The sequence below is a fragment of the Chryseobacterium pennae genome (genome assembly GCF_003385515.1).
GTDB lineage: Bacteria > Bacteroidota > Bacteroidia > Flavobacteriales > Weeksellaceae > Chryseobacterium > Chryseobacterium pennae.
The window spans coordinates 115,439-122,524 of record NZ_QNVT01000019.1 but is presented as its reverse complement, the minus strand read 5'-3'; the positions used below and the strand labels follow the sequence as shown (position 1 = coordinate 122,524).

At 33.0% G+C, this 7,086-nt stretch carries 5 protein-coding genes; 2 read left to right on the top strand and 3 right to left on the bottom strand.

Annotated elements, in window-relative coordinates:
• Positions 1-536: 536 nt before the first annotated feature.
• A complete protein-coding gene (locus DRF65_RS18480; RefSeq protein WP_115972220.1) occupies positions 537-1,379 on the top strand; it encodes a M12 family metallopeptidase in 843 nt (280 codons plus the stop codon).
• 228 nt (positions 1,380-1,607) lie between these two features.
• Here the strand turns inward: DRF65_RS18480 and DRF65_RS18475 are convergent, their stop codons facing one another.
• The 3 genes from DRF65_RS18475 to DRF65_RS18465 form a co-directional block, all read right to left on the bottom strand.
• Positions 1,608-3,539 (bottom strand): leucine-rich repeat domain-containing protein, encoded by a 1,932-nt coding sequence (locus DRF65_RS18475; protein WP_115972219.1) that lies wholly within the window; start codon positions 3,537-3,539, stop codon positions 1,608-1,610.
• A 133-nt stretch (positions 3,540-3,672) separates the two neighbouring features.
• Positions 3,673-5,076 (bottom strand): hypothetical protein, encoded by a 1,404-nt coding sequence (locus DRF65_RS18470; RefSeq protein WP_115972218.1) that lies wholly within the window; start codon positions 5,074-5,076, stop codon positions 3,673-3,675.
• Positions 5,077-5,322: 246 nt separating this feature from the next.
• The gene (locus DRF65_RS18465) at positions 5,323-5,682 is read right to left on the bottom strand and encodes an alpha-ketoglutarate-dependent dioxygenase AlkB (RefSeq protein WP_228438789.1); all 360 of its coding nucleotides are present in this window, start codon (positions 5,680-5,682) and stop codon (positions 5,323-5,325) included.
• Between the two features lie 314 nt (positions 5,683-5,996).
• On the opposite strand from DRF65_RS18465, the gene DRF65_RS18460 reads away from it, so the two are divergent.
• Complete coding sequence (locus DRF65_RS18460) at positions 5,997-7,043, top strand: hypothetical protein (RefSeq protein ID WP_123947383.1); 1,047 nt, start codon at positions 5,997-5,999, stop codon at positions 7,041-7,043.
• Positions 7,044-7,086 lie beyond the last annotated feature (43 nt).

The following is a 7,086-nucleotide window of genomic DNA, read 5'->3' as shown; positions in this document are numbered from 1 at the left end:
TACTTCTAAACATGATGATATTTCTATCAATATTTGTCATTTCATATCATTCTCCTACAAAGCTACAATGCGACTGCGACAGAACCTGTCGTATTATTTAAATAAATTACAAAAGGATACTCAACAAATTATTGTATTTAATTAGTCAAGCTTTCAAATGCAACTCACACCCATGAGATATTCCCGCACTTAAATCACTCAATTTTGATTTTTGGAGACAGAAATTAACAAAAAAGGGATTAATTCAGTGAGGTTTTCAGCCATTATACCTACTCAATTTTGTGTAGTATACGGGATAATGATGTCAATATTGAATACTATACAATTAAAATTATAAGATTTTGCATCCATCAAATCCTTTTATATAAGGGCTATTCGGTTAAATGTAGTATCTATGTAGAACCAGTCCAATATTAATTTACAAAAGAAAAACAGAGGATGCTTTGTTTTTTATTTTAGTTTTAATTTCAACACAATAGGTTATCCATATTTCCTATAGTCTAAAAAAACATTAATCACCAAAAAACACCCACATTATGGAATTACACAAGAAGATCTTATTGGGATCATTTATTTCAATGGCTATAGTATCATGTAATACTACAAATGATAATGTAGAAGAAAAAAACCCACAAGAACAACAAACACTCTCAGCATTGCAAGCTATACCCCAGGCAGATATCCCTGCCGGTTTTGAAAAAACACAAATGTGTAAAGATGTTTATCTTCCTGGGCAGGATTATATTCCCGGAACAGCTTCAAAAGGAGCAGTCGTTACCAGTAAAAAATGGCCTAATGGCAGCGTAATCACTGTAAGTCTTAATGGAGGAACCACTAAAGTTCGTAACAAAGTGATGCAATATGCTAATGAATGGTCTCAATATGCCAACATCAAATTTAACTTTATCACCAGTGGAACAGCACAAATCCGTGTTACCTTCACTGCCAACGCAGGCTCTTATTCATATATAGGAAAAGATGCTCTTAGTATAGCTTCCAATAAGGAAACAATGAACTTCGGCTGGTTTAATGATTCAACAAGTGATTCAGAATTCAGCAGAACAACCATCCACGAATTCGGACATGCTCTGGGAATGATCCACGAGCATCAGCATCCTTTAGCTGCTATTCCATGGGATAAGCCAAAAGTATATGCCTATTATGCAGGAGCTCCAAACTACTGGTCTCAGGCTCAGGTAGATAATAACCTTTTTGCAAAATATTCAACTTCTCAAACACAGTATAGTGCTTATGATAAATTATCAATTATGCACTATAGCATCAGTTCAACGCTGACTACAAACGGATTCAGTGTGGGAAATAATACTGTTTTATCTCCTACAGACAAACAGTTTATCGCATCAGTATATCCAAAATAAGTAAGCTACTTATCTCCATATAAGTCTGCCCTGGGTAAAATCAGGGCAGACTTTGTTTGTTCACAACCGGTATGCAGCGGAATAGTTTTCAAATGATTTTCTGTAAGCGTCCGGAGACTTTGCAGTGAGTGATGACCTAAATCGTAGTTATTATATTCAAATAGTACTTTGTTCTAAAACTTACAGTCTGCTTAATGGCAAGGTTTTCATAAGTAAAAAATAAAGTTTTTAAATCCCAAATTCGTCTCTTTCCCAAATACATAAATTCCTTGTTGGCAATCCACAATAAATAGCTATTTCCGGGCGGTCCAGCTGCGATTCAAGATCTACATCCGCATCCCATACAGCTATATTGACATCCTTCAAATTCGGTAAAGAGTTCAACATTCGTACGTCTGTAACTCTTGTATGTAATAAATCCAGACGTTCTAATTTTTTTAATGGTTCTAAACCGGAAATATCATCAAGCTCCATACTTTCCGAGAATGTGAGCCATTTCAAATTAGGAAATTTCGATATTCCTTTTAAATTAATCTTATTTTGAAGAACTGAGACATCTAATTTTTCAAGGGAAGGTAAATTTCCGAATGAAGAAAAGTCTTTAATTTCACTATTTTGCAGATCCAGAACTTTTAGCTTTTTCAAGTCTTTCAATTGTAACTCTTTTACCCCTTGAAGTTTCAGAAATTCTAAATTAGGAAATCGACTCAGCCCCTTAACTTTACAATTATAGGCAGAAAACCGCAATCTTTTTAAGGATTTCATTTTGGGAAGTGTTTTAACATCAAATATCCTGTCATTGATGATTTCCAGTGACTTTAAGCGTTTCAAATGTTCAAACCCTGTAAAACGTGCTCTTGAGTTAAAAATTAAAAATTCCAACTTTTTTAAGTTTCCTACATCAAAAATTGTCTTAGTTTTTTCAGTACTTACAGATAGTTTTTTTAATTTTTTAAGTTTCATGATAGATTCAGTAGTTTTTACAGAAACCTCATACCCTATTTTTAAAGATTCCAGAGCCTTAAACTGTTTGATTGGATAGGTTGCCGCCACTTCCACAGATTCATAAAAAAACAGTTCTTTCAGCTGATTTTTTAACGGAAGCAGTTTTGAAAAATTTCGAGACTTTATATTACTTTCTCCATGGTATGATAGTTCAAAACAGGTCAAATTAGGAAAATCGCTAAAATAGTTCTGTTTTTTGATAACAGAATCACTAACATTTACGCTTTTAATCTGCTTTGCAATGGGTAAAAAAGCATCCACATAAAATGTAGAGTCATCCAATGAAAGCTTATTTACCTTTTCAAATTCCCTGAGACCCTCAATGGTTTTTCCTTTAAAATTGGTAAAATGGAAATGATTAATATAATTTTTGAGTGTCTGTACGTTTTTTAAATTGATTGACTTTTCCTCTTTAACGAAAAAACAACACGTAAGTTCTTTATTGGAAGGATTTCCCTGCTCCTTCATATCTTCAACAGTGGTACCAGTATCAATTTCAATTTCTTCAAGCTTCTTAAACTCAGAAAGCCCTGCAATACTTCCTATCTGACAGTTTATGAACTCAATATCTTCTACCGATTTTTTAAAAGGTATAAAGGAAACATCATCAAACTGCGAGTTGGAAATACTTATTCTCCGAACTGATTTCTCTTTTATTTTTTTAGGATACCAGGTAAAGGTGATATTATCTAGCATCAATGCAGATAACCCTTCAATATTGTTTAATTCCTGAATATTATCAATATGGCAGTTCTCAATTTCGAAGTGTTTATATCCTTTTCTAGATCCAGCTGCATGAAGGCCATTCAAACCACAGGCATCAAAGTTCATATTGGAAAAGCGCATTTCATATGGAAACTCCCTTATTGTATGACAATCAGAGTTTCTGAAAGTCACATTATCTAAGTAGAAATAATTACAATGAGCCAATTTCAGTAATTCGGAAAAATTAATAATAGTACAATTAGTGAGATATAAAGTTCTCAGCTCGCTGAGATAAGGTAAAAATCTGGAAAAATCATCAATTATTAAGTCTTTGAGTTTTAAGCGACGGATAAAATCTGGCTTTTTACAAGCCTCTTCTGGATTTATACCTAGAATCTGCTTAATTTCTTCGTCCGTTTTCTGTGTTATGTTTACTTGGTCTTCTTTCATTTGGCCTGTTTTCAATTTCTGATGATACTATTTAAGTATGGATTTCATTCAATGATCGGAATATCATTTCTTCTGATATTTCAGCAGCAATTTCTCTTAGTGAGGGTTAAAAACAATGAGCGACAATTTTTTATTAAGTACATTGAAAAAACTGTCGAACCAACCTTGTTTTTGGAGAATAATACAGATAATAGCTTCCGAACAGTATCCCTTCATACAATTGGGCAATAAACACCATGGTATCTCCGTTTTCGTCCTTCAGTTCCGGTGCATCATAATCGGTTACATAGTCTCTATCCTGAAAAGGATCGCTTAATATATTCATATGACTAGCATCATAATCGGCCTGGATTTCTTCTTCTGTTTTCTCACGCATATAATCTGCTTGATCCCAGATAGGTTCCGTACCGGTGCTTAACAGTAATGAATCATATTCCATCTCCGTATCAGATGCAATAAAATAACGTGTTTTTTCTGGAATTTCTTCAAAATAGGTATCTATATTATCCTCACACCTTTTGATAAACTCAGGGGTAAAATCTCCTGGTAACTGATCATCAAAACACAATACTTCATAGATATTATCTTCAGTTAATCTGAAATCTACCCAGGTATTAAAAACCGGCACAATCACAAAATGAAACCTCAGATCAGCATATTTTTTATGGGCAATGGACCCCGGAAAACTGTATTTAGGTAATAGAACCATCTGATGGAAGTAAGATGGTTCGGTAAAAACTTTCGACGGATCTGAAATTTCTTCTAAAACATCTATACCCGGATCAGGATTTTCGAGTCTGTTAAAATAAATCTGATGCTCTTGCCTTCTCGGAGACTTAGAAAACTGACGGACAAGTTGTGTTTCCTTTGAATAAAAAAGATAATGTGAACCCGGAAAATTTGGTGCATACAAACGGCATACAAATTCTAAAGTATTTCCGTTTTCGTCTTTGAAAACAGGCAGATCATAATCGGTGGTATAATTGAAATCTTCATCAAATTCCTCATATTCAAGTTCTCCTTCTTTTTCAAGTTCATAAAGGCTTTCATTTTCCACCTCTGTGGTCTGCCTCAGATAGGTACTGAAATCCCACTTCACTTTCCCTGTAAGTAATGTTATATCTTCTTTATGATAAAAGGTATCCTTTTCACTATATACTGAAGGTTCACTATTTTGCTCAAAATAAACCTGCATGGCTTCGGTATACAAATCTACCAATTCAGAAGTAAGCTCAGGAACAGGCTTACCATTAAAGCCCAGCAACTCATATTTATTTCCATCGATTAATCTGAAATCTGCGTACTCAAAAAGTGTCGGAAATGCCATAAAATGAAAAGTTAATCCTTCCAGTTCCGGTTTTGCAAGACTTCCTGGCAAGGAGAATTCAGGAATCAGAATCTTCTGTTCCTTGTATTTTTTATCTTTTTCAACTAAAGTTTCGGTAGGATAGCTTGTCAGTATTCTGTCAGGCTGAACAGAAGCAGTATCAGAAGAATCAGCTTTTTTATAACTGGTAAATTGTCTTGGGTTTATCATGGTCTTAGTGTTACAGGGTTAGCCGTTTTTTGGTTGTATTAATTTATTACATTGAAAAATCCGTCGCAATATAGGAACTTTATCCATATTTTTTGACAGTTAGATTATTTCTAAAAGAGCGGTTTCATTTTTTTTGTTTTCTAATATTTTTTTAAACTATTTGTATCAGTCTTTATTATTTTATATTCTTTTTCAGACTGTAAATTGATAAATACCCCTCGGCTCTTCCTCAAACAGGGGATCTTTTTATTCTTTAATTTTCCGGAAAGTTATAGATATCCGTCTTTTTCGGGGGATTATTGTATCTGACCACTTATCATTTTTTACAGCTTTTATACCATGTTTCCAATGATATCTTGCCTCTCCGCTTAACAGCAAAAGACTTCGGGGTTGTAATAGGATTTCCTGTTGTTCCCTATCTTTTGAAAACTGCATAACACAGGAAGATAAAAGGCTTACAGAGATAATAATATCCTCAAAACAAGATACACAGTCTATATGGTTGGATATTCCCTGTCCGGGTTCATATTCATTGATAATAACCTGATCAAAAGAATTTTCAAGGTTAAAATTCTTTTTAATCTTTTCTTCCAAGGAAATGCCCATCAGGTAATACATCTATTTTAAGATCCTGATTATTTTTTTTTCTTAGAATCATCCATATATCTATAATACTGAACACCCCGCTTTAAATCTGCATCCCATTTCCCATTCTACATTATCAGCTTCAGAAACAATCAGCTTCTCTTCTTCGGCACTTAAAAAAATAAAATATTTTCTATTTTCTGTATCAATAAAGAATACAAACCTTTTACTACTACATAATTATTGCTATGAATAAAGAAATTTTCAAAGAGGCTTTTTTGTGAAATAATTTATTACATTTGCCCGATTTTAAAAAAAATATTAAACTAATTACAATGAAAACACGTAAATTATTAACACCATTGCTAATAACCTTCAGCCTTAGCATGAATGCACAAATGAAGGTTAATGAAAATAAGTATAATAAATTAATCAGAGGAGAAAAACACACTGAGGCATTAACCTATTTAAAAGAAAAAGGAATTGCCAATCCTGACAGTTATTGGTTTAATCGAGATGCTGAACAGTTACCTACTTTTTGCTTTGATCCTAATTTTGATGACTATAAGTATGACATTATTATTTCATATGCCAACAATAGTTTTAAAGAAATGAGTAATAAAAATAGAAGTTATTATGAAGTTGCTAACTGCTATCTTGTTAAAGCAAATCATTATTTATGGAAAGGAGATTATGATAAGGCAGCCCAGGCTTATAAGGAATCCTTGGAAAGATTAGAAAAATATAAGAAAGAAAGTGATATTAACCCGGAGGATATAAAAGCTATAAAAAGTACAATTGACGGGGTTTATTTTAACCAGATAGAGGCTCATAAACTGGTAAAAGTATTGAGAAATTTAGATGTGAATGCGCTAAATCTTTCTGAAGAACAGGCTTATGTAGCCAGACAGCAAATAAAAGATTTATTGTCTGATTATGATAAGCCCCATAAGGTTCATTTTATCACCTATGAAAACAATTCTTCTATGAATAAAGGTTTTGCAACGTTTAACTTTAGAATAGAGAATTATTTTAAAAATAATTTTTTCTATAATATGTCTAAAAAAATAAAGGATAAATATCTCCCTACCATAAACTTATCCTATCTTTTCGGTGATGACTATAAAACTAAAGAACAGCTAGACCTGCAAACCACAGAAAGAAAAGCATCTTTAATTAAAAAGTATGGCAAAAGCTTCGGAGAATCAATTTTTAACGGAACAATCGCTGTAGGAATGACTAAAAAGATATTGGAAGAAGAATTTAACAAACCAAGAGCTGTAGATTCTTATGAGTATTCTGAATTCTGGACATGGTCCAATGTAATGGTTACCATTGATAAGAAAACACAGAAAGTAACTGGGGTAACACAGTTAAAATAATCTGATAAACCAACCAGATATAAAGGCTTTTCTTTTTATAAGA